This window comes from Variovorax sp. GW821-FHT10B04, assembly GCF_059415645.1.
Genome location: NZ_JBWKNQ010000001.1, coordinates 486,398 through 511,812 on the forward strand (window position 1 = coordinate 486,398; position 25,415 = coordinate 511,812).

The 25,415-nt window shown below is 65.0% G+C and carries 23 protein-coding genes; 10 read left to right on the forward strand and 13 right to left on the reverse strand.

Annotation, left to right across the window (positions count from 1 at the left end; translation table 11 throughout):
- The first annotated feature begins 1 nt into the window (after position 1).
- Both AC07PZ_RS02350 and AC07PZ_RS02355 read left to right on the forward strand, forming a co-directional pair.
- Complete coding sequence (locus tag AC07PZ_RS02350; RefSeq protein WP_495293395.1) at positions 2-940, forward strand: polysaccharide deacetylase family protein; 939 nt, start codon at positions 2-4, stop codon at positions 938-940.
- Positions 941-1,097: 157 nt separating this feature from the next.
- On the forward strand, positions 1,098-1,376 hold the full coding sequence (locus AC07PZ_RS02355; RefSeq protein ID WP_495293396.1) for a hypothetical protein: 279 nt from the start codon (positions 1,098-1,100) through the stop codon (positions 1,374-1,376).
- A 157-nt stretch (positions 1,377-1,533) separates the two neighbouring features.
- Here AC07PZ_RS02355 and AC07PZ_RS02360 read toward each other — a convergent pair whose 3' ends face one another.
- Complete coding sequence (locus tag AC07PZ_RS02360) at positions 1,534-2,730, reverse strand: FAD-dependent monooxygenase (RefSeq protein WP_495293397.1); 1,197 nt, start codon at positions 2,728-2,730, stop codon at positions 1,534-1,536.
- 129 nt (positions 2,731-2,859) lie between these two features.
- On the opposite strand from AC07PZ_RS02360, the gene AC07PZ_RS02365 reads away from it, so the two are divergent.
- The gene (locus tag AC07PZ_RS02365; RefSeq protein ID WP_495293398.1) at positions 2,860-3,690 is read left to right on the forward strand and encodes an AraC family transcriptional regulator; all 831 of its coding nucleotides are present in this window, start codon (positions 2,860-2,862) and stop codon (positions 3,688-3,690) included.
- A gap of 512 nt (positions 3,691-4,202) precedes the next feature.
- Here the strand turns inward: AC07PZ_RS02365 and AC07PZ_RS02370 are convergent.
- Positions 4,203-4,934, reverse strand: coding sequence for a FadR/GntR family transcriptional regulator (locus AC07PZ_RS02370; RefSeq protein ID WP_495293399.1), 732 nt, complete (start codon positions 4,932-4,934; stop codon positions 4,203-4,205).
- A 241-nt stretch (positions 4,935-5,175) separates the two neighbouring features.
- On the opposite strand from AC07PZ_RS02370, the gene AC07PZ_RS02375 reads away from it, so the two are divergent.
- From AC07PZ_RS02375 to AC07PZ_RS02390, 4 genes are all read left to right on the forward strand, one after another.
- Positions 5,176-6,060: a dihydrodipicolinate synthase family protein gene (locus AC07PZ_RS02375; protein WP_495293941.1), complete on the forward strand. Its 885-nt coding sequence runs from the start codon at positions 5,176-5,178 to the stop codon at positions 6,058-6,060.
- 9 nt (positions 6,061-6,069) lie between these two features.
- Complete coding sequence (locus AC07PZ_RS02380; RefSeq protein WP_495293400.1) at positions 6,070-7,068, forward strand: dihydroxyacetone kinase subunit DhaK; 999 nt, start codon at positions 6,070-6,072, stop codon at positions 7,066-7,068.
- A 2-nt stretch (positions 7,069-7,070) separates the two neighbouring features.
- Positions 7,071-7,694, forward strand: a complete 624-nt coding sequence (locus AC07PZ_RS02385) for a dihydroxyacetone kinase subunit L (protein ID WP_495293401.1) — start codon at positions 7,071-7,073, stop codon at positions 7,692-7,694.
- Positions 7,695-7,784: 90 nt separating this feature from the next.
- Positions 7,785-8,786, forward strand: coding sequence for a tripartite tricarboxylate transporter substrate binding protein (locus AC07PZ_RS02390; RefSeq protein WP_495293402.1), 1,002 nt, complete (start codon positions 7,785-7,787; stop codon positions 8,784-8,786).
- Positions 8,787-9,004: 218 nt separating this feature from the next.
- Here the strand turns inward: AC07PZ_RS02390 and AC07PZ_RS02395 are convergent, their stop codons facing one another.
- From AC07PZ_RS02395 to AC07PZ_RS02420, 6 genes are all read right to left on the reverse strand, one after another.
- Positions 9,005-9,361 (reverse strand): hypothetical protein, encoded by a 357-nt coding sequence (locus AC07PZ_RS02395; protein WP_495293403.1) that lies wholly within the window; start codon positions 9,359-9,361, stop codon positions 9,005-9,007.
- 55 nt (positions 9,362-9,416) lie between these two features.
- Positions 9,417-10,136 carry an MgtC/SapB family protein gene (locus AC07PZ_RS02400; protein WP_495293404.1) on the reverse strand — a complete coding sequence of 240 codons (720 nt, stop codon included), beginning with the start codon at positions 10,134-10,136 and terminating at the stop codon, positions 9,417-9,419.
- 406 nt (positions 10,137-10,542) lie between these two features.
- A complete protein-coding gene (locus tag AC07PZ_RS02405) occupies positions 10,543-11,820 on the reverse strand; it encodes a metal-dependent hydrolase family protein (protein ID WP_495293405.1) in 1,278 nt (425 codons plus the stop codon).
- A complete protein-coding gene (locus AC07PZ_RS02410) occupies positions 11,817-12,599 on the reverse strand; it encodes an aldolase (protein ID WP_495293406.1) in 783 nt (260 codons plus the stop codon). Before AC07PZ_RS02410 ends, AC07PZ_RS02405 begins: the two co-directional genes overlap by 4 nt.
- Complete coding sequence (locus AC07PZ_RS02415; protein WP_495293407.1) at positions 12,596-13,609, reverse strand: alpha/beta hydrolase; 1,014 nt, start codon at positions 13,607-13,609, stop codon at positions 12,596-12,598. The genes AC07PZ_RS02410 and AC07PZ_RS02415 overlap by 4 nt, the downstream gene beginning before the upstream one ends.
- Positions 13,610-13,651: 42 nt before the next feature.
- On the reverse strand, positions 13,652-15,022 hold the full coding sequence (locus AC07PZ_RS02420; protein WP_495293408.1) for an MFS transporter: 1,371 nt from the start codon (positions 15,020-15,022) through the stop codon (positions 13,652-13,654).
- Between the two features lie 225 nt (positions 15,023-15,247).
- On the opposite strand from AC07PZ_RS02420, the gene AC07PZ_RS02425 reads away from it, so the two are divergent.
- The 3 genes from AC07PZ_RS02425 (at position 15,248) to AC07PZ_RS02435 (ending at position 19,985) form a co-directional block, all read left to right on the forward strand.
- Positions 15,248-16,111 carry a LysR family transcriptional regulator gene (locus AC07PZ_RS02425; RefSeq protein ID WP_495293409.1) on the forward strand — a complete coding sequence of 288 codons (864 nt, stop codon included), beginning with the start codon at positions 15,248-15,250 and terminating at the stop codon, positions 16,109-16,111.
- Between the two features lie 172 nt (positions 16,112-16,283).
- The gene (gene iaaH / locus AC07PZ_RS02430) at positions 16,284-17,747 is read left to right on the forward strand and encodes an indoleacetamide hydrolase (RefSeq protein ID WP_495293410.1); all 1,464 of its coding nucleotides are present in this window, start codon (positions 16,284-16,286) and stop codon (positions 17,745-17,747) included.
- 819 nt (positions 17,748-18,566) lie between these two features.
- Positions 18,567-19,985, forward strand: coding sequence for a GGDEF domain-containing protein (locus AC07PZ_RS02435; RefSeq protein WP_495293411.1), 1,419 nt, complete (start codon positions 18,567-18,569; stop codon positions 19,983-19,985).
- 345 nt (positions 19,986-20,330) lie between these two features.
- Here AC07PZ_RS02435 and AC07PZ_RS02440 read toward each other — a convergent pair whose 3' ends face one another.
- The 5 genes from AC07PZ_RS02440 to AC07PZ_RS02460 are packed head-to-tail and all read right to left on the reverse strand — an operon-like array spanning position 20,331 to position 25,410.
- A complete protein-coding gene (locus AC07PZ_RS02440; protein WP_495293412.1) occupies positions 20,331-21,086 on the reverse strand; it encodes an SDR family NAD(P)-dependent oxidoreductase in 756 nt (251 codons plus the stop codon).
- A 56-nt stretch (positions 21,087-21,142) separates the two neighbouring features.
- Entirely contained in the window at positions 21,143-22,111 is a 969-nt protein-coding gene (locus AC07PZ_RS02445) for a Bug family tripartite tricarboxylate transporter substrate binding protein (RefSeq protein ID WP_495293413.1), read from the reverse strand.
- A gap of 43 nt (positions 22,112-22,154) precedes the next feature.
- Positions 22,155-23,138: a dihydrodipicolinate synthase family protein gene (locus tag AC07PZ_RS02450; protein ID WP_495293414.1), complete on the reverse strand. Its 984-nt coding sequence runs from the start codon at positions 23,136-23,138 to the stop codon at positions 22,155-22,157.
- A 15-nt stretch (positions 23,139-23,153) separates the two neighbouring features.
- Positions 23,154-24,602, reverse strand: a complete 1,449-nt coding sequence (locus tag AC07PZ_RS02455; RefSeq protein WP_495293415.1) for an amidase — start codon at positions 24,600-24,602, stop codon at positions 23,154-23,156.
- Positions 24,592-25,410, reverse strand: coding sequence for an alpha/beta fold hydrolase (locus AC07PZ_RS02460; RefSeq protein WP_495293416.1), 819 nt, complete (start codon positions 25,408-25,410; stop codon positions 24,592-24,594). The genes AC07PZ_RS02455 and AC07PZ_RS02460 overlap by 11 nt, the downstream gene beginning before the upstream one ends.
- Positions 25,411-25,415: the final 5 nt, after the last annotated feature.

The following is a 25,415-nucleotide window of genomic DNA, read 5'->3' on the forward strand; positions in this document are numbered from 1 at the left end:
CATGCCCTGGAAACAAGGTTACACAATCAGCGACGAGGTCGGCATGCGCGACGAGGAGGTGCGCTGGCCCGACGGCCACCGATGCTGCATGCGCATCGTGGTCGATCTCGGGCTGGCCGATTCTCCCGACGGTCTGCTGCCGAGGAACCTGCGCAGTCCCGAAGCCGTCTTCACGATGGGCGAAGGCCTGGACGTCGTGCTGAGCATGCTCGCAAAGCATGCGCTGCGCGCCACGTTCGCGGTGCCGGCCATGATGGCGGCGACGTATCCGCAGCGCGTGCGCGCGCTGCAGGATGCGGGCCACGAGATCGCGGTCAACGGACTCAAGCACGAGGACATGACGCGACTCTCCCGCGAGGAGAAGGTGCGCCGCATCGCATGGGCCACCGACATGGTCAGTGAGATCACGGGCAGGCAGCCGGCCGGCTGGTTCGGCACGCCACGGGTCAACGATGCGTTCGCCGTCGGCACGGCGAGCTCGGCGCTCATCGACCTGCTCATCGACGCCGGATACCGCTACTTCGGCAACGGGCTGGCCGACGACATTCCGCACTACTGGGTGTCGGACTTCGAGCGCCGTCGCACGATGCTCACGCTGCCGAGCTACTACCATTTCAATGACCAGTATTTCATGCTGTACCCACGCCGCGGGTCTGGGCTGGAGAACCCGGATGTGCTGCTGCGCAATCTGCGTTGTGAATTCGACGCGCAGTACGCTCGCGGCCGGCATTTCGAGATGACGCTGCATCCGCAGCATGTGGCCTGGTCCAACCGCATGCCGGGATTCGAGCGCTTTCTGGCACATGTCGCAAGCCGACCCGGCGTCTGGAGCGCGACGAGCGAGGACTGCGCCAGCCATTGGCTTGCCACGCATCCCGCAAACGCGACGTTGCATCTGCAGCCCAGCGTGTGGGTCGATCACGAAGGCAGCCTGAGCTGAGAGGCGGTACCAGACACCTGAGCTCGCAGGCACAGAAGATGGCCGCCGGGCGTCGAGCTGCGCAGCGTGCCGCGGCGCGCGTCCCGCACGTTCATACGCTCCTGTCTGTCATGGCGACGCGAGGGCCGAAACGAGATTGCAAGCCAGGAGACCTGCCATGCAACCCAACTCGTTTTTGCCATCGGCCGTCGGATCGTATGAGGACCGGCCTTTTACCTATCGCGGCTGCCATTTCGTCTGCAGTGCGAGCGCGTCGGGAGGTTCGCTTTACCAGCCGCACGTTCTCTACCAGCACGGGCTGAGCGGCCTGGAGCAGATGGCGCTGCCGATCGACACCGAGCCCTACGGAAGCGCAGCCGAGGCGCTCCGGCATGCCGAGCAGCAGGCGGTGAGATGGGTGCACGACCGCACCGGCGACGGGCAAGGCCGGTTCTAACCGGCAACACATTGCTCGGCGGTGATCGGGGCCGACGCCCGGGTCGGCGACGCCTGGAATGCGGTCGTGCTCGGCGGCTACAGCCGCAACCGCGTGACGCTGGACAACCGCGCACCTTCGGCCAGCAGCGACGGGGACAGCCGATCCGGCGCGTCCATCAATAGACTGGGAGCGCAAAGTCGTCATCGATCTTGCGCGCCTGAGCCGCAGCGCTCGGCTTCAACAACGCTTGGATCGGAGCGCTGCCGAAGAACCGTTGCAGGGTACCAGCGACGGCGATCCCGAACCGTGTCTTCACATGCATCAGTCGAATGAGTCGGGGGCTCAACTCCTGCTGGGAGCGCTCGGCGTACGGTCGGAGGATGCGTTCATAAGTCCGGAAGGCTTCGGTGTGGGTCGAGCGTTTCTTGATCTCCCCCGCCAGCACATAGGCTCCCACGAGCGCCAAGGCGGTGCCCTTGCCTGTGAACGGCGTCGGGCAATGCGCTGCATCGCCAAGCAAGACCAGTCGGCCTTTCGACCAGGTCGAAGCTTGCACTTGGCTCATCGGTCCGAAATAGAAGTCCTGCACCGCGTCCAGCGCGTTGACGATCCGATCGGCCACGGTGCCTCGTCCTTTCAGCGCTTCGCGAAGCAAGTCCCGCGGAGAAAGTGTTGAAGGCCTTTGCGGTTCAGGCTCATCGGCCAGGAAGGTGATCAGGACCGTGGTCTCCGTCGGTCCTCCGGGCCTGAGGTTGATCATCGTTCCGCCGATGCCGTTGACGGAGTGAGCCCACAAGTCATCTTCTGGACGCCGGGGAATCTTGAAGAACGCCATGTAGGCACCGAGGTAGCGCATGCGCGTTTCCTGAGCGAGCGCCAGACCTCTCGTCGGCGAGCTCAATCCGTCGGCACAGATCAACAACCCGAACTCCTCGGTCGAGCCATCGACGAAGGTTGCGCGCACACCATCCCGAATCTCTTCGATGCCAAGGACGGAGGTGCCAAAACGGTATTCGCAGGTGCTGCTGGTCGCATCGAACAGAACACGTGCGAAATCGCCTCGGAGGATCTCGAAATCGCTGGTCAGGCTGCCGAAGCCACCCTTAGGGAAAGCGGCAAGCACCTTGCCGGAAGCGTCCAACCACTTCTGCCCGCACTCCAGCGTGTTGCGTGCCTCGATCTGTGCCGTCAAGCCCATGAGCTTGATGACCTGTTGTCCCGCGCCCTTCACGTCGACGTTCTGCCCGCCGTCCCTGAACGCACTGGCTTTTTCAGCGATTACCACCGAGAAGCCGTAGCGGCTCAGCCACCAGGCACACGCCGGGCCGGCGATCCCGCCGCCGCATATCAAGATCTTCCTCGTTCGTTCCATGTTTCAGCTTTTCTGGTTGCGATGTCAGCCAACACGGTAGGCCCACCGTGTCTTGGCCACAAGAACCTGGCATGCCATGATCTATTGAATTCTTGCCACGCCACCTTCATCGACTCGGAACGCCGTCCCATGCCTGTCTTCAGCAGCGAATCGTCCGTCGACTGGCAGGACCCCGACCTCGTCCCGAGGGCGGTGGTTACTTTGGGCGCGGCGGGTCTGGACACGGCCGCAATGAGCGACGCCGAGCTGCAGATCGGCAACGCAGACGAGACGAACTTTCACCAGCATCGCAAGGGGCAGTTCCTGCTATGGATGCGGGGCGTTCTCACTTGCGAAGTGGCTGGCGGCTTTTGGCTTGTACCGCCAGGGAGCGGCATTTGGGTGCCGGGCGGGGTGCGACATCGGATGGACGTGGCCGGCACGGTCGAGTGTTACGTGGTCTACATCGACCCGGCTGCAGGCGACGCGTTGCCGCACGACTGCTGTACCTTGTCGACGACGCCGTTGCTCCGGGAGCTGGTGATTCGTTCAGCGGAATTGCCCATGCACTACGAAAAGGGAAGCATGGCATCGAGACTGATGACGCTCCTTCTCGACGAAATGGCTTTGATGCAGCCCGGCCGAGTTCATCTTCCAATGTCTACAGACAAGCGGCTTGGCAAGCTTATTGAATGGATCATGGCGAATCCGTCCAGTCCCGGCAGCATCGACTCCTGGGCAGAACGAATGCACGTCAGCCCACGCACGCTCTCACGCCTGGTCTCAAGAGAGACCGGCATGAGTTTCGGACGCTGGCGCAGGCAACTTCATATCCTTCTCGCTCTGCAATGGATGGCCAAGGGAGCAACGGTGCAAGATGTCGCCGATGGCCTGGGTTACGAGAATGCGAGCAACTTTGTGGTCATGTTTCGCAAGGTGCTTGGCGAAACGCCTGGACGCTACTTGAAGTCGAGCGGTTGATGCCTCGAGGATTGGCGAGTGCAGACTTGGCACCCTGCCTTGGCTTGGCGGGGCGGGCGCTCCCCCTGTTTTCAGCGGGCATCGATCGTGTAGGGCAGGTCGCTTTGATTCTGGAAGGTCTGCCACACATGCCAGGCGACCGCCACTCACTCCTCGCTATTCGCAAACTCCATCGAATGTCATCGCGCTGCACATCGACATTGGTAGCGGAGTCGATGCGGCAAGACGATGCTTCAAGGCCTAACCATAAGAGCTGAAATCCTTCATTGCCGTGTTTCGAGAATCGCACTTGTATTTGAGCGAATCCTTTTGGGGCGGCACCTTGCGTTTTTGGAAGTCGGGAAGCAAGCGATCGTGCGCGTGCATCTGAGGCACCAGTTGGACACCGACTGAATGAGCAAGGCTGCGATAACTTTCTTCGCGGATGTTCGCCCTGGGAGCATGCGGTATGCGTTCTTTGCAGCGCAATGACGTCTGGTAGTCGACCAAGGCCGGGAACGGATGGTCTACACCTAACGAGGCGAAATAATCCGTCCGATCATTTTGGAGAGCTCATCCGATGCGATACGAGCCGCGCGGGGTCCATCGCGTTCGCGCAGAGCGGTGAGGATTTCCCGCAGATGCTCGATCTGATCTTTGCGCAATTCGGGCGTGTCGTTCAAGCTTGGGATGGTGGACCATCCAATCGCACTGCGTGCAGTCATCACCTGACGCTGCATCGCAATCACCAGTGCATTTCGACTACTTTCCGCAACACGGAGGTGGAATCGATAGCCCGCCTGGCGAAAGCTCTGCTGATCGCCAGCCTCTTCCATGGCGTGCAACTCAGCCTCCATCTTCTGGAAGTCCGTCTCCGTGGCGCGCGCCACCACCAGATTCAGATACCCGACTTCGAGTACGCGCCGCGCCTCCAGCACATCCGACGGGCTGACTTGCTCGGTCTTGATCGATGGGTCTTCCGGCTGTGGGGCCGCACCGTTCACAAACGTGCCGCTGCCGATGCGCCTCCGCAGCAGTCCTTCGTTCGTGAGGCGATCCAGCGCGCCGCGGACCACGGCGCGGGTGGCGGAGAAGGTCTGCGCCAGTTCGCGCTCGGCCGGCAGCCTATCGCCGGCGCTGAGCGACTTGTTGACGATGGCCGAGCGGAAAAACATTTCTATCTCATCCTGAATGCGACGGGCGCGCTGACGCTCGTTCTCATGGTCCGGTCCATTCATGGCGCTTTTGACCTCTTGCTTGTCCAAATTTGATCCACTTCGGAAGACGACAGTAGTGGCGACGCGCAAAGGTAACACGTTCCACTCCCGATCCGAGAGCATGTCCGCGCCAAGAATGACCAAATTAGTACCAATTCTAAATTGGTTGACATTGGTTAATAAGTGGTGATAATTTGGTTGTCCGCTCTAACGGACCTCCTCCAATCACCAATGTTCAAAAAGTAGAGACGCTGTGCCCAAACTCCTGACCAAAGCCGACATCCATGGCATGTTCCCTCCCCTCATCACGCCCTTCACGGACGACGAGGAACTGGACCTTCCCGCCTTGCGCGCCGAAGTGCGATTCATGATGACGCACGACATCACAGGTCTGGTCATCGGTGGGAGCACCGGCGAAGGCCATGCGCTGACGGCCGAGGAAACAGGTCAGATGGTGAAAACCGTGGTCGACGAAGTCGGCGGCCGGCTGCCCGTGATGGCGGGCATCATCGCCACCACAGCGCGCGAGGCCGTCGCGCGCGGGAAGGCTGCGCGCGACGCCGGCGCTGGCGCGCTCATGGTCACTCCACCGATCTATCAGGTACCCACCCTTGAAGGCCTGAAAGACTTCTATGGCCGTATCCACCGTGAGACGGGCCTGCCGCTGATCACCTACAACGTGCTGCCACGCCAGTCGATCACGCCTGAATACACGCTCGCGCTGGTCTCGGACCCGGCGTGCGGTCTGATCGGCACGAAAGAGAGCGTGGGCGGGTCGCTCGAGACGCTCGGTGAGATCCTGCAAACGGTCGGCGACCGCGTGGCCGTCACCTGGGCACACGACTGGCTGCTGTTCCCAGGTCTTGCAATGGGGGCGGTCGGTTCGATCTCCGGCGCATCCGCGGTGCTGCCTCAACACACGATCGACTTGTTCAAGGCCGTCCAGATGGGCGACATCAAGACCGCTCAGAAGCTCAACAATCTCATCACCAATGTCTCCAAGGAAATCGGCTACGTCAACTGGCCGGCCGGCATGAAGTACGCCGTGAACGCGCAGGGGCGTCGCGTCGGCAAATGCCGCAGCCCCTTCGTACAGGTTGGAGAGGAGCAGGGTGCGCGAATCGAGGCCGCGCTGAAGGCAGCCAAGAGCACGCCCTACAAGGTGGGCGCCTGAAGGCCACGCATGAAAAAGATCCTCAATGACGTCTTCAGCTACGCGAGCGACACGTTGACCGGTCTGTGCGCCGCGTACCCGCAGTTTTACCGCCGGTCAGACGCGAGCGCGAACGTCGTCATGCGGCCCGACGGTGCAACGCCAGGCAAGGTAGGCATCGTGTCGGGTGGTGGCTCCGGACATCTGCCCGTATTCACCGGCTACGTTGGCCCGGGTCTGCTCGATGCTTGCGCAGTGGGCGACGTGTTCGCTTCGCCATCCGCGGATGAAATGGCAATTGCCATGCGTGCAGCGTACGGCGGCGCCGGCGTCCTGCGCCTCTACGGCAACTACGGCGGCGACGTCATGAACTTCGACATGGCCGGCGAGCTGCTCGAAGCGGAAGACATCGAGAGCACCACGGTGGTCATCGCGGACGACGTGGCAAGCGCACCGCTTGCGGAGCGCGAAAAGCGACGCGGTGTTGCAGGCATGGTGTTCGCATTCAAGATATCCGGCGCGGCCGCCGCGGCAGGATTGGATCTGGCCGGTGTGACTGAAGTAGCGCTACAGGTGGCAGACCGCGTGCGCACGATGGGCGTCGCGCTGTCGCCGTGCGCCGTGCCCCAGGCCGGCAAGCCCACTTTTGTCATCGGCGACAACGAGATGGAAATCGGCATGGGCATCCATGGCGAGCCAGGTGTACGACGTGGTCCTTTGCTTTCAGCAAACGAAATCGCAGATGCCTTGATCGACCCGATCCTCGAGGATCTCGAACTCGCGCCCGGCTCCCGTGTGGGTCTTCTCCTCAACAGCCTGGGCGCGACCCCGACGGAAGAGCTGTTCATCATGTATCCGCACATCGCGCACCGGCTCGCGCAGGCGGGCATCGACATCGCACACCCGCTCGTGGGTCGCTACGCCACCTCGATGGAGATGAGTGGTGTTTCGCTCAGCATCCTCGAGCTCGACGACGCGCTCGAGCGATACCTGACCGCGCCGGCTGCGTGCGCCTTCTGGAAGGTATGAACGTGACACTCAACGTCATCTTGGTGCAGCGTGCCATCCAGAACATCCGCGCTGAGCTGGAGCTGTCGCACGACACGCTTACCGTCATGGATGCAAAGGTCGGCGACGGCGATTTGGGAATCACCTTGTTGAAGGCATTTCGCCAACTGGATCAGGACAAGAGCACATTTCCGCAAGACCTCGGCCTGGCGTTTGTACAGGCGGCAGGGTCGGTGGCCAAGGTTTCGAGCTCGAGCTTTGGAACGCTCCTGGCAACGGGCCTCATGGCGGCCGGCAAGCAACTCCGGGGCGAGGTTGCCGTGCCCTGGAGCGCGCTGTCTGGCCTGTTGGATGCGGCCACCGAAGCCATGTCGCGACGCGGCAAAGCCCATCTGGGCGATAAGACCGTACTCGACGCGTTGGCGGCCGCATCGATCGCCACCAAGGGCCACACCGACCCGCAAGCCCTGCACGCCGCCGCCACGGATGGGGTGGACCGCGCCCTTGCCGTCTTTCGCGGTCAGCCCAGCCGGATCGGGCGGGCGCGAATCTTCGGCGACGCGACCATCGGCCTCGACGACCCCGGAATGGTCGCGTTCAAGATCATGCTCACAGCGCTGAGTGGAACTGCCGTATCGAATCCGTGAGCGAGAGCTCACGACACATGGCCGGCGCCCAAGAGGCCGGCCCCATGAAACGGCGTCGAGCAGAACGCTGACGCATAACAGGAGACATCCATGACCAACACTTTCGGCTTCCGGCACATCCGGCCCTTGTCGCGCCGCGCCGCGCTTTGCATCAGCGTTGCAACGCTCGTCACAGGCCTTGCCACTGCAACCGTCAATGCGCAAGGCTTGCCTGAGGGCGTTCTGAACTTCATCGTGCCCGTGGCGGTAGGGGGTGGCACCGACATGACATTCCGCGCACTCGCGGAGGCCTCGCGCCCGTACCTGAATCGCACGATCGTGGTGCTCAACATGCCCGGCGCAGGAGGCGCGATTGGCCTCCTGAACACCCTCTCCAAACCGGCAAACGGTTTGACGATGGTCACATACTCACCGGACGTATTCACATTGCCAATCTTCTCGCAGGTTGCCTTTACGGCCAAGGATTTCAAGCCTGTGATGCTGGTGAACGAAGATCCTGCCTGCATCGTTGTCTCGGCCGACTCGCGCTTCAAAACGCTCGAGCAATTCATTGCCGAGGCGAAAGCCAGCCCGGGCAAGATCAGCGTGGGCAACTCGGGCTTCGGCAACATTTGGCACATGTCCGCCTCGGCCTTCGCCAAGAAGGCAGGCGTCGATCTTCTGCAGGTACCGTACAAGGGTGCTGCTGAAACCATCCAAGCTACGCTCGGTGGACAAATCGAGGCATTTGTCGCAAGCCCTCCAGAAGTGGCGCCCCAGGTCCAGGGCGGCAAGATGCGCATTCTTGCGGTCATGGCGGACCAGCGCGCCAAGGAGTTTCCGGATGTGCCGACGCTCAAGGAAAAGGGAGTGGACTTGAGCATCGGGACTTGGCGAGGCATCGGTGTTCCCGCAGCCACCCCCGACCAGGCCGTCAAGCAGTTGCAGGACGGATTTGCCAAAGGCATGAAGGAAAAGGCATTCATCGACTTCATGGGCTCTCGCGGCCTTGCAATCCGCTACCTCAACACGGACGACATGAACGCCTTCGTGGCGCGCGTGCGTCCAGAGTTCGAGACTTTGGCAACAGAGATTGCCAAGACCAAGAACTAGATACCGAACGCCGCGCGGCCCGTCGCTGTTTGCGCCCCCAAGGACCGGGCCGGCGCGGTCATCTCGCTGTGCCGCATGGGGGCGATTCTGCGCGAGTGGCTCGCAATCAGCGACGTCCATGAAAGGTCCGTGCACCGCGTTCCTTCAGCTGCCGCTTACGTCTTCGTATGCGCAACGGTCGTCGGCGTCGCCGACAACGGCGGCATCGCTGTTGAGTGTCAGTCGAGTTGCTCGGCGAAGACATGCCGGACGCCTTCCGCACCGCCACGCCTGATCTTTCCGACGCGGCACACGACTACTTGGCCAAGGGCGCCCTGCTGCTTTTGCTGTGGTACGAACAACCACATCGGCCGACGCGTGATGCGGACCTGCTGGGCTTTCGGTCCGGACGACATCGACACCGCCGTAGCGGCGTTTCGCGACATCTGCCAGATCGTGGCGGTGGAAGGCATCGCATCTGATTCCGACTCGGTCACCCGCGAGCGGTCCGCATCGCTTCCGGCGGCCGCCACATACATCTGTTTCCTTCGTTCGACCACCACGCGCTGAAGGCCATAAGCGTTCTCGAGGCTCATGCGTTTCGCAGCCCCACAAAAATTCGGCCGGCAGATCACTCGAAAACGGCAGGGTTCAACTTACCTCGATGCCGTGGCCGCCACCTCGGGACATTACTTTGACTTCGCGCACTCCAGCCAAGCCCTGAAGTCGCTCTACAAATCCGTCAATGTCGTTCGACGATACGCGCACCAGTTGAACAGTGATGGCATCTGTCGCTCCACCAGGCTGGACCGTCACAAGGAACCGCCGTAATCGCGCCGGCTGAATCTTCACCGCTTTCTCCAACGTTTCTGGGCTGACCGCGCCGTGATCTGCCAGCACGCTCAAGCGGCAGCTCTGGCTGCGGGCTCTGTAGGCCTCTTCCAGCGGCTTAATGCCAGCCAGGATAACGAGAATGATGACGGTGGATGCTGCCGCTGCAAAGAACAGACCGCCTCCAACGGCGAGCCCGATGGCCGCCACGCTCCAGATGCTGGCCGCGGTCGTCAGGCCGCGCACGATCTCGCCTCGCGCAAGGATGGCGCCAGCACCCAGGAAACCAATCCCGGACACTACTTGCGCAGCCGCGCGCGACGGGTCCAGCACGACGTGTTCGCCGCGCAGGCTATCCGAGAACCCGTACGCCGATACAAGCATGAACAGGCATGCACCCACGCTCACCAACATGTGGGTGCGTATGCCAGCCGCCCACAGAAGTCGTTCGCGCTCAAGCCCAACCAGACTGCCAAGAGCGGCGGCGAGCAGCAGGCGGATCAATGTTTCGCTGTGAGGTAGAAGCTGAGCGGTTTGCATGAAAGGCACTTTAGCCCATCCAAACCATCCGATGATGTATGCGACAACAGGAACAATCGAGGCGCTTCGGCATGCGCTACTCCGGGGGCGTCGCAAGTACGGCGCCTCGTTCGCGCCGGCTTCGGCTTAGCCCCCTGGCTGCCGACGTGCTCGCCACGTCGGCGCCGCTGGTCTTGCCTTGGTGGCCACCCGAAGCACATCAGCAGGCAGCGCCAGATTTCACTAGCGCATCGCTGCCATCGATGTGAGCACGACCATCGCGGACATCATTGCCACATCCAAACTCAGCAATCTGACATTGCCTCTTTGCTTGGGCAGGAAGTGGGCAATCGCTCGAATTCGGCCTGGGTAATCTCCACACGAAAATGCAGGTGTTCAATATGCCGATCCGCCGAGGTCGATGGTGCTAGCACTCCGTAGACCGGACAGCGCCGCTGGCCACTTCGGGCGCGACGCGAAGCACCTCGCGGATGTCTCGCCGCGGCTTTCCCGCGATCAACACGAGTTCGACCGTGTCGTCCTTCGAGAACCGCGACAGGTCGTTCATCACGCGGGCATCCGCCACCAACAGGTCCGCCGCGTGCCCCGCCTTCACGTGGCCGATGGTGTCCTGCAGGCCCAGGAGTCTTGCATTGACCGACGTTGCGGAGCGCAGCACCTGCAGCGTGGAGCCCAGCGCGCCGCGCGCGGCGAACTCGCCTGCCTCACCCCCTTGCAGCGCTCCCAGCAGGTCGCTGCCGAAGCCGATGTTGCAGCCCGCCGCCTCGGCGTGCCCGATGGCACGGTAAGCCGCATCCACCACTGGCTCCAGCTTGGCCAGCGCACCGGCCGGCAAGCTTTGCGCGTGCCGCAGCATCGCGTCGATCACGCCGATGGTGGGCACGATGAAGGTGCCGTGCTCGGCCACCACGTCGGCCGCCTCGCGGTCGAGCATGGTGGCATGCTCGATGGAGCGCACACCCAGGCGCGCGCAACGCAGAATGGCTTCCTTGGTGTGCGCGTGGGCCATGATGTAGGAGCGCCAGCGCGCCGCCTCTTCGACTGCGACGCTGACCTCCGCGTCGTTGAACTGCAGCATCCAGATCGGGTCGGTGGGCGACAGCACGCCGCCCGACACAAAAATCTTGACCTGGTGCGCGCCCATGCGGAACTGATCGCGCACGGCCACGCGCACCTGCTCTGGCCCGTCGACCACGCGAGAAAACACGCCCGAAAATGCGCAGGCGCACGGTTCGGACTCGCGCTGCCCGCGCAGGTCGCCATGGCCGCCGGTCTGCGACAGACCCTTGCCCGCGACCCGGTAGCGCGGCCCGTCGATCAGCCCCTCGTCGATGGCGCGCACCAGCCCCATGTCGCCGCCACCCGCATCGCGGATGGTCGTGAAGCCTTGCTGCACCATGCGCCCGAGGAAACGGGCCGCATGGCTGGCCAAGTAAGAAGGCGGCTGCGCGTCGAGCGCTGCCACATCCAGGCTGGCGCCGGTGGCGTGCGTGTGCGCGTCGATGAAGCCCGGCAGTACCAGCCTGCCCGCCAGGTCGATGCTGCGGTAGCCGGGCTCTTCGCATTGCAGCCCCTCGCGCACGAAGGCGATGCGGCTACCGTCGATGCCGATGGCGAAGCGACGGTCGCCATGGTGCCGTTCGCCGTCGAACAGCGTGGCATTGGCCAGCAAGGTGCGCGTCATGGCGCCAACTCCGTCGACAGGAAATCACCGTCGCTGCGCAGCAGACGCCGCGCGTACATCGCAAAGCTGGCACCGACGATGCTCGGTTGCAACAGGAAGTCGTGCGACTCGCGCGCCAGCGCAGCATCGATCGGCACGATGGTGCCTGCGGCGGCGGCCATGAGCTGGCGCTGCGCGGCCTGCTCGAACATGACCGCAAGGTAGATGGCTTCGGCCACGTCGCGGCCCGTGGTCAGCAGGCCGTGGTGAGCCAGCAGAATCGAGCGCTTGCTGCCCAGCGCTCCAGCAATCATCTCGCCCTCGTCGTCAGCAATCGGCAGCCCGGGCCAATGCGGGAGGAAGGCGCAGTCGTCGTGAAAGGGGGTCTGGTCCATGTGCGCGACGATCAGCGGCTGCCCGATCATGGACAGGGCCGACGCCGCCGGCGGATGCGTGTGGACGATGCAATGCACATCGGGCCGCGCGCGGTACACCCACAGATGAAAGCGCGTCGCGGGGTTGGCCATGCCGTCGCCCTCCAGCGTCTTCAGTTCTTGGTCGACGACCAGCACATCGGCCGGCCTGAGCTCGTCGAAGGCGCTGCCCAGTGGCGTGGTCGAGAGCCGATCTCCATCGAGCCGCACGGTGATCTGGCCGGCCAGCGTCTCGCAGTGGCCTTCGCGGGCAAGGTAGCGGCAGCCGATGGCCATCTGCTCGCGCACGCTCCAGCTTCCACGGGACAGGTGGCGGTGCATCTGTCTGTCGACGTCGCGGTGCAGTTGTTCGCGTTGGGCATTCATGACGCGCTCGCCTCGGTCACGCAGTCCGCAATGAAGCGCTCCGAGCGTGCGGCCGCTTCGCGCGCCAGCGCGGTCGGCAGGAACGTGAAGCCGTGGATTCCGCCCGGGTACACCGCCAGTTCGCCCTGGTTGCCCGCCGCGGCCCATTTCATGGCCATGAACAGGTTGTCGTCGAGCAGCGGGTCGGCCGTGCCGATGGTGAAGAGCGCGCGCGGCAGCCGCCGCAGGTCGGCGTACAGCGAGGACACCGCGGGGTCGTCCGCCGCAATGCCCTGCAGGAAGCGACCGAGGTGCACCTTGAAGGTCGGCAGGTTGAGGATCAGCGCATCGCTGCCCTGCCGCATGCTCGGCGTGAGCGACAGGTCGTAGCCGCCCTGCGACAGGTTGAGCCCGGCGAGCGCGGTGTAACCGTGGCGCTCACGCAGCCGCAGAGCGCAGTACACGCTGAGCGCGGAGCCCGCCGACTCTCCCCCCAGCACGATGCGCTGTGCGCCGTAGGTCGCCAGCGCGTTTCGCACCATCCACCAGGCAGCGGCCTCGGCGTCGGCTGCAGCGGCCGGCAGCGGGTGTTCGGGCGCGAGCCGGTAGTCGACGCTGACCGCCACCACGCCGGCCTCGCGCGCGATGCGCTCGAGCATTGCGTCCTGCCCGCGCGCGGAGCCCAGGCAGAAGCCGCCACCATGAAAGTGCAGGTAAACGCCGCGCACAGGCACGCCTGCAGGCGGAAAGATTTCGCGCAGCATCAGCGGCCCGCTGGGGCCGTCGATATGGCGCTCTTCAGCGCGCAACGCGGGCGTGGCGCGCATCGGCGGCACGATGCCGCCGCCCGGAGGCATCGTGCGTTCCATTTCGAGTGGAATTTCCCAGCGTGCGGGCAGTTCGAGCGTGGCCACGCGCAACTGCTCGTTCATGGCGCGGGTCTCGGCATCGACAGCGGCGGCATCGAAGATGCACGGGTCGATGCGAATCAGATGCGCCATCGCAGTCGGGTGTTCGGCGGTGTGTTCCATGGGGTTCTCGTGTGTTCGGGAAAATCGAAGACGGAATAGGGATCAGCCGGCCTGCATCGCCACCGGCGCGTCGCGCCGGCGGTAGAGCATGCGAAAGGACCACCACAGCAGCAGCAGGCTGCCCAAGGTCGCGGGCAGCGAGACCAGCGCGATGGCCCGGCCCACGGGCATCGACGCGGAGCCGAGGAGACCGTCCGCAATGGCCCCTACCAACAGCGGTGCGCCGCCCGCGGCCAGCAGGCTGAACACCAGCGCCTGCAGCGCCATGCCCTGTGCGCGCATGCGGTTGGGCAGCACGAGTTGCGCCGGTATCGGGCCCAGGCACATCACGCCGCTGAGAAAGAAGATCGACGCGCCGTAGCCCGCCAGCGTGGCGCCCAGCCCGGTGGCGGCAAACGACGTGAACACACCCGCGAGCAAGCCCGCCAGGCACACGCCGCTCACCAGGTAGATGCGGCGCAGCGGATCGGCAGGCCCGCCGGCGGTGGCCACCGTGGACGCGGTCAGCGTTCCGACCGCGCCGCAGACCAGAAAGATCGGCCCCAGCATGGCGCCCACGCCGGCCGGCGCAATGCCGAACTGGCGAATCAACTGCGTCGGGAACCACGCGGCGAGCGAGAAGAAAACAAACACGGCCAGCGTGAGCGCGAGCGTATAGACGATGAAATACGGATGCTCCGCGGCCAGCACGCGAGCGGCCTCGCCGATGCCCAGCACGCGGTTGACGTCGTCCGCCTTGCCCGACGGCAGCACGACCGCCTGACGTCGCGGCTCGCGCACCCACAACGCCACCGCCGCCGCCAGCACCAGCCCGGGTGCACCCACGGCCAGGAATACGATGCGCCACGGCTCCAGCGCCCCCAGCAGCGGCACCTCGACCTGTGCCACGCCCTTGAAGTGATTGAGCACGGCCGCGCCCAGCAGCAATGCAAGCCCACCGCCGATGAAGGGTCCGAGCACGAAAAAGCCGGTGGCGCGCGCCAGCTTCCGGCGCTCGAACAGGTCGCTGAAGATCGACATGGCTGCTGTGGGCAGGCCAGCCTCGCCGATGGCGGTGGACGCACGCATCGCCAGCAGGCCGACAAAGGAGCGCACCACGCCGCATCCCATGGTCGCCAGGCTCCACAGGCCGACACAGATCCAGGCGACCCGCGTGCGCTTGCCGCTGTCGATCAGCCAGGCAATGGGGACGCCGGCCAGCGCATAGAACACGCCAAAGGCAAAGCCCTGCAGCAACCCGATCTGCGTGTCACTGAGCCCCATCGACTGCTTGATGGGCTGCACCAGAAGACTCAGCACCTGGCGGTCGATGTACGAGAACACATAGCAAGTGAGAAACAGCGCCACCACGAGCCACGGGTAGACGCGGACAGTCTCGGGCAATGGGTCGGCGGCGGGGGAAGCGGTTGGCATGGCACACACCTTGGTTGGTTCGTCGAAGGAGAAAACTCTGGAAAGTGGAGACGCCGCTACTGCAGGCGCGACCCCGGTGCGCAGCGAGACGTGCATGTCGGGGTCTGGCGGTTTGGAGTTGACGCCCTGATGATGGGCGTGGTCCCGCCGCGCACCCATCCCCCGGACGGCAATGCTGACATAACCCTCTGTTATCGATTGGGATACGGTAGCCTCGCTCACACCATGTCCAACTCCGACCATGCCTTGCGTCAATTCGTCGTGGCCGCACGCTCGCCCTCGCTGCGCAAGGCGGCCGAGGCACTCGACGTTTCTCAACCCGCGCTCAGCAAGCAGATCCAGCGGCTGGAGGAGCAGTTCGGCTTCGCGCTCTTTCGCCGGCACGGCCGCGGCATTGCGCTGACCGCGCCGGGTGCCGAACTGCTGGCGCGGCTGGAGCCGGCCTTCGAGCAGATCGACCAGGCCGTGACGGACGTGGGACAGGCGCTCACGGGCCAGCTGCGCATATCGACCGTCAACACGCTGGCCGCCTACATGCTGCCGGAGCTCTCGGCCGAATTCCTGCGCCGCGCGCCGGCGGCCACCTTGAGCCTGATGACGGCGAGTTCGGATGACGTCGTGGAGGCCATCGTGCGCGGCAAGGCCGACATGGGCCTGGTGTACGACCTGGCGGTCGACTCCGAGCGGCTGGAGCGCGTGATGCTGCACGACGAAATGCTCGTTGGCTACCGCCGCATCGACGCCTCGTTGCCACGCGAGATGCATGTGGCACAGCTCGCCACGGAGCGCCTCATCCTGCCGCCGCAGCCCTACGTGCTGCGGCGCATCGTGGAGCGCGAGTGCGGCCGCCTTCTGCAGCCCGTGATCGAGAGCAACTCGCTGGAGCTCACGCTCGACCTGGCTGCGGCCGGTTGCGGCATGGGAATCTTGCCGGCGCGCATCGGCGAGCAGTCGGTGGGACCGCGCGGACTGGAGCGCGTGACGGTGCTGGGGGCGCGCTTCGAGCGCAAGGTGGTGGCCATCCGGCGGCGCGCCGTGCGCAACCAACTGATCGACACGGCCATCGGCATTGCGACGGCGTTGGCCTGAGGACTGAAGCGCCTCCGGGCACCCGCAAAGGTCCGCCCGATACCAGCCCGATAACCGGCGGTTATTTCAGCGTTGTCACGCCGATGCGTGCGCCCGCCCGGCGAGGGCATGGAAGATGCAACCGCACCTCGCTACCTTCCCGCCACACGCTGAACGCCAGGAGATCCACGCCATGAACCGAGCGTCCATACACGAACACGACATACCGGCCTTGAGCGCGGTCGAATTGCTGGCCGCCTACGCCGACGGCGCGCTCACGGCCGAGACCTGCGTACGCACGCTGCTGAGGCGCGCCCACGCGCTGAAGCACCTGAACAGCTGGATCACACTCAACGACGCGGGTGCCATCGAGGCCGCCCGCGCCGTCGATGCCGCACGTGCCCGTGGCGAGCCGCTCGGGCCGCTGGCGGGGTTGCCGCTGCTGGTGAAGGACAACATCCTCACGCAAGGCATCAGGACCACCGCCGGCACCCATGCCTTCGACGCGGTGGTGCCCGTCCGCAATGCGCCGGTGCTCGACATCTTCCTGAGTGCCGGTGCCATCGTGCTGGGCAAGGCCAACATGCACGAGTTGGCGTTCGGCAGTACCTCGAGCAACGCCGCCTTCGGCTTCGTCAGGAACCCCTACGACATCGACCGCATCCCGGGCGGCTCGTCGGGTGGCACCGCAGCCGGTATCGCTGCGCGCTTGGCACCCGCCGGGCTGGGCACCGACACCGGTGCCTCGGTGCGCAACCCCGCCTCGTTCTGCGGCATCGTCGGTCTGCGTCCATCGATTGGCAACGGGGGCGCGCAACGGCGCTATGACGGCGCTGGCGTGGTGCCCATTTCGCGCACGCGCGACACCGTCGGGCCCATGGCGCGCACCGTGGCCGACGTGGCCTTGCTCGACGCAGTTGCGACCGGCAGCCCGCCCATCGAGCCCGTACCCCTGGCCGGGCTACGGCTCGGTTTGCCCAGGGCTTATTTCTGGGAGAACCTCGACACGCAGGTGGAGGCCGTCCTGCAGGCCGCCGTGCGACAGCTGCGCGATGCGGGCGTCGTGTTCGTCGAGGCCGACCTGGAAGGTCTGCGCGAGCTGAATGAACGCGTCTCCATGCCCGTTGCGCTGTACGAGTTCCGCCACCGCGACCTGGACGACTTTCTCAAGGAGGAGAACATGGGTCTCAGCGTCGAGGAGGTGATCGCCGTGGTTGCGAGCCCCGATGTACAAGGCGTGTTCGGCATCGCGAAGACAATGCCCAAATCGGCCTACGACGACGCCATCGCGGTGTACCGCCCGCAGCTCGTTTCGCTGTACGCGGACTACTTCGCCACCCATGCGGTGGAAGGCGTGTTGTTTCCGACCGTGCCGATCCTGCCCTCGCTGATCGACCCCACCTTCTCAGGTGCGGCATCGGTCAACGGCATGCCACTGCCCGGCGGTCCCGCAGCCCAGTTTCAAGCGCTGATTCGCAACGTCGATCCAGGCAGCAACGCGGGCTTGCCTGGGCTCGCGCAGCCCGCCGGCATGTCCGTCGGCGGCCTGCCGGTGGGCCTGGAAATCGACGGGCCGCTGGGCAGCGACCGGCGGCTGCTGGCCATCGGCCTGTCCATCGAGAAGCTGCTTGGCCTGCCGCCCGCACCGGCTGTGTGAGAGATCGATCTGCTCCCAGACCAGAGTAAAAAAGGAACAGCGACAGCAGAGCCGCCCGTATGGGCGATGGCGCTGGGAATCGCAGGCCTCGTGCTGATGCTGGTCGGCCTCTGCCTTTTTGGATGGCGACTCCTCTCCTGAGTCACGGAGGTGATCACATCATCAGTTGCAAGCCATGACTGACACAATCCGTTTGCCAGACGATCCACCGCCTCGAAGCAGGTCAAGACACCACCGTGTCGTCGTTGATGGCTGTTCTGGGTGCGCTCGGTGTCGGGATACGACTCGAACCGGTGGGGCGGCCTTCGGCGCAAGATGTGGCCCGCCGCTTCCAGGCCGACGACGATGCTGCCTGAGAAGATCCGCGGGCTGGCCAGCTGCTCAAGGGATCGACCTATGAGTTCCGCTATCTCGAACCCGACCCGGACCAGCCAGCAGCGGCGCAGATCCTGGCCAGAATCGCACAGGCGATGCACCAGACACTGGACGATGCCCCGGGGGGACGCACGGGTGCCATCCACACTTCTGGCGAAGATGCGCGGCGCGTGGGAAGACGGTCTGAAGTACGCGCGCTGAAGCCGCGGCAACCCTGTCGGGCAGGCCGCCTCCCCTGAGTGCAGCAGACGACTCACTGGAAGGACCCCACGTTCCGTGCGCGATATGCGGCCCTCGACACTGGTTCCGACGCGATCGCATTGCAGGGAAAAAAAGGGATCTGCGAAGGCACAATCGACCCAACGACTCCGCCTCGTCCAGAGGCTTGCCAAGGATTCGGACTGGAAAGAGAGATGGCCCGATCGTCGACAACGACACATCCCGATGACAGAAATCCGCATTCGCAGCAGCGGGCATTTTCCGCAGCACCAACTCACGCATGAGTACACAGAGTGGCGACGCAGCGGGCCTGCGGTGCGCCGCGACTGCGAGATCATCGTCGAGACGGCGAACGAACTGTTCGGCCCGAACACCCACTGGATCGAGGAACGCGAGGCCGCGCCGGCCGGCCGCGGCTGGCAGTCCAAGTTCGACGCAGCCTGGTTGCGCGACATGGCGACCACCAGTGCGCACGCCCAGCAGCTGGCCAAGGGCTACCGCGGGGCGCGCTTCGATGCGCCGCTGGAGCGCGAATATTCGAAGTATCTGTTGGTGGCTCACCGACCGAATGCCCGCATCCTGGTCGCCTTTGGAATGGCCGGCTGGTTCCTGCTGATCCTGGCGGACATCTTCCGCCTGCGCGACACGGGAGATCTTCCTGAAAGACCCAATTGGGTCTGGGTCATCGTCGCGATACGCGCATGCGAGTTCATCCTGGGACTTTGCTGTGTCGGCCTGATCCTGACGCGCAGCATGGTGAGCCGTGGGGCGGTGGTTGCCTCGGTGTTTCTGCCAGTCGCCCTGGCAGGCGGGGTCACGTCATCCCTCTACTGGATTCACGACCTGCCGCATGCCGACCTGCTGCTTTTGATTCCCATCCTGGCGGCCTTCTTCCCGATGGGTTTGGTATTTCGACAAAGCATGGTGATCTCGTTCGCGATGGCTTTCTTGAGCACGCTGCCCGGGTTTTTCCTCCTGCCACCGGAACAGCGAAGCGGTCAGGCCATGTTTCTATTCCTTCTGCTGCTGACGGCAGCGTTCGCGAGCATCACGGGTTACTTGCGCGAGATGGCGAGTCGCGAGCAATTCCTGATGCGCGGCCTGCTTCGACAGCAGGTGATGCTCGACCCGCTGACCGGGTTGCAGAACAGGCGTTGGTTGAGCGACCACTTCGAGCTCGTTCGCCGACGCGCGGTACACGAGCAGCGCGCAATCTCCTTTTTGCTCATCAACGTCGATTGCCTCAAGGACTACAACGACACGCACGGGCACTTGGCAGGCGACGCCGCGCTCGTCGCGATCGGTGAGGTGATTGCAGGCTTTCAGCGCGACCCGCTGGACATCGCCAGCCGATTGGGCGGCGATGAGTTCGGACTTCTGTTGTACGACTGCCCATTGCAGGAAGCGCTGATGCAGGGAGAGCGATTGCGTGCACAGATCGCCGCGGCGAACGCCATGGACCCGATGTCCGGTGAAACCACCATGCTCAGCGCGAGTCTGGGCGTGGTGCAGATCCATGCGGAGGAGCGGCCGCAGGCCTTCTACCGGCGCGCCGAGCGTCTGCTGTTCGAGTCCAAGAAGGCCGGGCGCAACCGCACGACAGGTGCGGGAGACGCACGCGTCACGCTGCCGCACGTCGCATAGATCAGGGATATGCATGGATGGACCATCGACGCGCGACGGCGCACATCCAATGGCGTTCGGCACACATCGGCCCCCGCGATGCCTGCGATCCTGGCGCGTCCGGCGAAATTTCGCGGAAACGCCTGAAATCGATGAAATGTCGAAACTGATGCACTGCACACAGTTCCGATTCCAAGTGGCTGATCAGGATTGCAAATCCAGCATGGTCGCCTGCGGCCACGTCGCTCGATGCCGACGCGCGCTCGGCAGAACGTCCGCGTTTTTACCGTCGATGCGATGAAACCAACTGCGCACCTTGGCGGCGCAGGGAGCGGGTACATCAACGCCTCACGCAACGCGCCGTCATCAGTACGCGCTGCGCCCCCCATTGGCCTCGATCGAGGAGCCCGTGATCATCCGCGAGTCGGCGCATGCCAGAAAAACGGCAATGGCTGCGATGTCCTCCGGCTCGCCCACCCAGAACGGATACGTCCGGCTGATCCGGTCGACATCGAAGTGATCGACGTGCTGCCCCGCCGCGCCCGGCATGCCGTAGGCCTCGCGCACGCGCTCGGTGTTGATGCGACCGGCGCAGATGGCATTCACGCGAACGTTGTGCTTGGCATAGGCACCGGCCAGCGCCCGCGTGAGCGAGTTGACCGCTCCCTTGGCAGATGCGTACGCGTGCGCACGGCCTGTTCCCAGGAGCGCAGCACCCGAGGACATGTTGACCAGCGTGCCGCCGCCCGAGCGAATCATGGCCGGAACGGCGTGCCGGGCCATCAGCAGGGTGCCGCGCAGATCCAGGGTCAGGGTCCTCTCCCAGACCGACAGGTCGAGTTCGGTGGCCGGTGCGTCTTCGGGCGAGGATCCACCGAAGGAGTTGAACAGCGTATCCAGCCTGCCGAAGCGCGAGATAACGGCGTCGACCAGTCGTCGCACGCTGTCCTCGTCGGTGACGTCGACGCCGTAGGCTTCCGCCGTCGCGCCTTCGGCCTTCAGTTCACGGGCGAGATCGCGCGCGGCATTGACGCGGATGTCGGCCAGGGCCACGCGTGCGCCTTCGCGCGCGTAGGCCACCGCGGTCGCCCGGCCGATGCCCGTGCCCGCACCGACCAGCAACGCGACTCGATCCTGCAGCCGCCCGATGCGCACCGGGGGCCTGTGCTCCCGAGTGCTCATTCGAGCGTGATGCCCGTTTTCTTGAAGAAGTCCTGCCAGTACTGGACCATGCTCAGAAATTGCTTCTGTTGTTCCTGCGGCGTGTTGGGTATCAGCTCGAGCCCCAGCTCCTTCGCGCGCGCGACGACCGCCGGATCATTCAGGGCCTTGCGGAAGATCTCGTTCAGTGCCTGGACCTTGGCGTCGTCGGTGCCGCTGTTCGCGTACAGGCCCCAGTACGTGTCGGCGTTCATGCCCTGGATGCCCAGTTCCTTGAAGGTCGGGACGTTCGGCAGCAAGGGGCTGCGCTGGTCACTGGTGATGGCCAGGGCCTTGAGCTTTCCGGTCGCCAGATAGCTCTGCGCGGTGGTCGTGCCGCCGAAGTACATCTCCACCTGGCCACCGACGAGCGCCGTCATGGCGGGCGCGACGCCTTGGAACGGCACATGAACGATGTCCAGACCGGTTGCCAGCTTGAACATCTCGCCGGCGATGTGGGTGGACGCACCGTTGCCGCCCGAACCGTAGTTGAGCGCGCCCGGCTTCGACTTGGCCAGCGCGATGAGTTCGGGCAACGTGTTCACGGGCACCGAGGGATTGACGAGCAGCACCAGCGGCGCCTTCGCCAGGCCGATCACGGCACGGAAGTCCTTCGTGGTGTTGTAAGGCATCTGCTTGAGCAGGCCCGGATTGACCACGATGCCGAGATCGGTCAGCAGCAGCGTGTAGCCATCGGTCGGCCCGCGTGCCACAACGGATGAGCCGATGGTGGACGCGCCGCCCGGACGGTTGTCGATGACGAACGGCTGTCCTGCGGCCGCTTGGGCCGGCACCTGCAGCATGCGGGCCAGGATATCCGTGGTTCCTCCGGCCGGGAACGGCACGATGAGGCGCACCGGCTTCTCCGGGAAGGTAGCAGCCAGGGCTGCGCCTGCGGTCAGCAGGCAGAGGGCCGCGGCCCCCGCAAGTCGTTGGATGAGGTTCACGATGAGGCCTGAAGGGTTGAGGTTGGTGGAGAAGCGGTCGAGTTCATTGGCCGACGGGAAGCAATCCGGCGTCACGCAAGATCTGGACGCATTCCTGCAGCTCGTCGGCTGTCGGCGGACTGAGCGGCGCACGGACGCCGCCGCTCCTCAGCCCGAAAAACGCAGTCAGCTCCTTGGACAGTCCCACGTTGTGGAAGCCCTTGGCGAAGTAGCGACTCTGCAGCTTCTCGGCGATCGCCACGATGCGGCGCACGCAGGCGGCAGCGGCCACGTAGTCGCCCTGCTGCACGGCGTCCAGAAAATCGGCGCATTGCGGATTGGCGTGCGACTGCACGAACATCGGCCGTGACGCGCCGAAAAGGAAGTCCGGTGCCCGCTCGGGAAAGGCCAGCTTTCCGAACAGGAAGTACTCCTCGAGCGAGGTGGTGACGCTGACCCTGTCACCCACGCGCTCCATCATCGCGGCGTAGCTCGAGAAGTTGAGTGTGGTGCTCATCACCGCGGCCAGATGCTCGATGTGCAGCAACCTCTCGACCATCTCGGGGGTCATGTAGAAGCCGAGTTCGGCCAGGGTCGTGCTGTAGACGAACATGCCGATGTCGATCCGGCCGGCCACCTGTTCGTAGAAGGCATGCACGCCATCCGCCGTGCGCACTCCGTAGTAGGGCGGCCAGACCATGACGGCGTCGGCACCGGCGCTCTGTGCATGGCGCACGAAGTCGATCACGTTGGCCGCGGCGGGGTCCGAGCAGCCCACCACCACCGGCTTGCGGCCCGCGACGGCCTCCAGCACCACATCGGCCACGCGCTTGCGCTCCGCTGCCGTCATCGTCCAGAACTCCTGATGCAGCGAGTTGACCGCGAGACCACCGACGCCAGGCTGGCGAAGCGTCATCTCGGCGTTGTGTCGAAGACCGGGCTCGTCGATGCTGCCGTCGGGCAGGAACGGCGTGTACAGGACGGTGATGTACCCCCGGAGGTTCTGGCGAATCCAGGGGCGGGCTTGCGAGCGGGCGTAATGCGGCATGACGCTTCTGTCGTGTCACGCGCTCGCCGCGGCGAACACGGACGGTCGGCGTGCAGCCCAGGGCGCAGCGTCCTCGAGTTGCGCCGACAGCTGCAGCAGCTGGTCTTCGCGACCGAAGTTGGCGATCAACTGACAGGCCACGGGCAGACCCGCCTCGGTCCACTGCAGCGGCAGGCAGGCGGCGGGCAGGCCGGCCGCGTTGACGACCGCGAGGAACGGCGTGTAGCGCGCCACCTGGCGGCGGAAGTCGGCAAAGCTCGGGCCCCGCATGGACAGCTGGCCGAGCGGCACCGGCAGCGACGTGAGTGCGGGCGTGAGCACCATGTCAAAGCCTTCCATCGCACGTGCAAATGCACGTCCGATGGCATGGAAGTTCTGGATCGCGGCGATGTACGCGCCCGCACCCATGCGGGCACCGAGTTCATAACCGTCGAGCATGGCGGGTTCCAGGTCATCGTCGCGCAACGCACGACCCAGGACGGCGAGCCGCACATCGCTCGACGCCTTGATGTTGGCCGCCATCACGTCGATCACACCCTGAATGAAGGCGGTGTAGTCGATGGCAGGCACGGCGCCGTCCACCACGGTGTGGCCCAGCGCACGGCAGAGCGCGACCGTGTGTTCGAGCGCGGCCGCAGGCTCTCGGTCGACCGCGATGTCGTTCCAGGCCTCTCGCCAGACGGCGATGCGGAATGGCCGCGGGGTCGCGCCGAGCTGCGCCAGGAACGAGTCCGGCCGTGCGGGAGCGGCGTAAGGGGCGCCAGGTTCGCTGCCTGCCACGGCGTCCAGCGCCGCGGCGGTGTCTCGCACGGTGCGGCTCAGCACGCCATCGGTGGCCAGGCCACCCCAGCCCTCGCCGCGCGCCGGCCCCATGGGCAGCAACCCACGCGAAGGCTTCAAGCCATAGACACCGCAGCACGCCGCCGGGATACGGATCGAACCGCCACCGTCGTTGCCGTGCGCCAACGGCACGATGCCGGCGGCCACCGCCGCGGCGGCCCCACCGCTGGAGCCGCCAGGCGAACGCGATAGATCCCAGGGATTGCGCGTCGGGCCGCCATTGTGGGCGGCCTCGGTGGTCGGCGCCATGCAGAACTCGGGCACGGTGGTGCGCGCGAACGGCAGCAGGCCGGCGCGTTCGAAGCGCTGGACCAGCGTGGCGTCGCAGTCGTAGCGCGTACCCGCGAACAGCCGCGAGCCCACGCTCGCGGGCAGCCGGGTCGATGCCAGCGACGCGTCCTTCAAAAGGAAGGGCAAGCCCTGGAACACGCCCCGCGGTGTCCAGCGCTCGGCCCATTCCTGCGCCGCGTCGTATTCGGCGTGGCAGATGGCATTCAGCACCGGGCCACGTTCGCGTGCGAGCGCAATGGCGCAACGCATCAGTTCGCCCGGCGTGACCTCGCCCGCCGCCACGAGCGCGGCAAGCCCCAGCGCATCGTGCTGGATGTATTGCTCAGGCGACATGTGCCAGTGCGCGGTGGCGCGCCAGGAAGCTCAGCAGATCGGCGACGCAGCGTTCGGGCAGGTATTCGCAGATGCTGTGGCGTTCGCCTTCGTACAACAGCACCTCGGCGCGCGGCATCTGCTCACGCATCGGCCGGTAGACATCCGCCGAACCGATCCGGCCGGCCCCGGGCACCACGACAAGCGTGGGGCACTGGATGCGGTGCAACTGCGCCGACCATTCCTGCGAGGCCATGTAGCCGACGAACTTGCCGATGAAGGGCACGTCGTTGCGCGACAGCGCATCCAGGAAATGCTCGACCTGGGGTGTGCCGATCAGGTGCGGCGGAAAGCGGTCGTCGATCGTGTCGGCCAGGAAGTTGCGCAGGCCACGGTCGCCCACCTTCGCCAGCCAGGTGCCGGCCTGGCTGTTCTTGAGACCGGGTGCCGAGCCGAACAGCGACAGTGTGGCGATCCGCTCCGCATGGTCCATCGCCATGTGCTGGCCCACGTAACCGCCCGCCGAGTTGCCGACGAAGTGCACCTTGTCCAGGCCCAGGTGATCCATCAGCGCCAACGCGTCGCGCACCAGCACCTTCAGCGACAGTTCCGCATCCAGGGACGGCACGCTGCTCTCGCCATGGCCGCGCATGTCCATGCGCACCACGCGGTACTGACGCGACAGGCCGGGCACCCAGGACGCGAAACGCTGTGCGTTCGCCATCGCGCCGTGCACCATGAAGATCGTGGGCGCATGGCGCCATGCATCGGTGAAATCGTCGATGTAGTAGTTCAGACGGACGCCGTCGTTTTCGAAGGAGGCTTGCACGGGTG